Consider the following 392-nt stretch of genomic DNA (forward strand, 5'->3'; position numbering starts at 1 on the left):
GTGCTGCGATTTCAGTACTTGTTCCGCTTGACGAGATAACGCGTATTGCAGATCACTTGGGTCATCGGTCCAACTCAGTACCACCTTACCCGGTGCGATCACGTGCATCAGGTTGTCAACATGGCCGTCTGTTTCGTCATTGAATAAACCATTTGGCAACCAAATGACTTTTTCGATACCGAGATACGCCTTTAACTGCTCTTCGATTTGCGCTTTGCTCAATTGCGGATTTCGCCCCGGACTGAGTAAGCACTCTTCTGTGGTGTAAAGGGTGCCTTCACCATCGGTGTGAATCGCCCCTCCTTCAAGTACAAACGGAGCACGGTAATGATCAATACCGATGATGTCGCATACCGAGCCAGCGACAAGATCGTCCTGCTGCCAGTTATCGT

Annotated in this window: 1 protein-coding gene; it reads right to left on the minus strand. The window is 49.7% G+C overall.

Annotation, left to right across the window (positions count from 1 at the left end):
- Positions 1-392, minus strand: a 392-nt coding sequence (locus IQR33_RS26455) for an agmatine deiminase family protein (RefSeq protein WP_193844200.1), incomplete at both ends; no start/stop codon positions are given.

Origin of the sequence: Vibrio sp. OPT46 (assembly GCF_015163535.1) — a bacterium.
Classification (GTDB): Bacteria; Pseudomonadota; Gammaproteobacteria; order Enterobacterales; family Vibrionaceae; genus Vibrio; species Vibrio alginolyticus.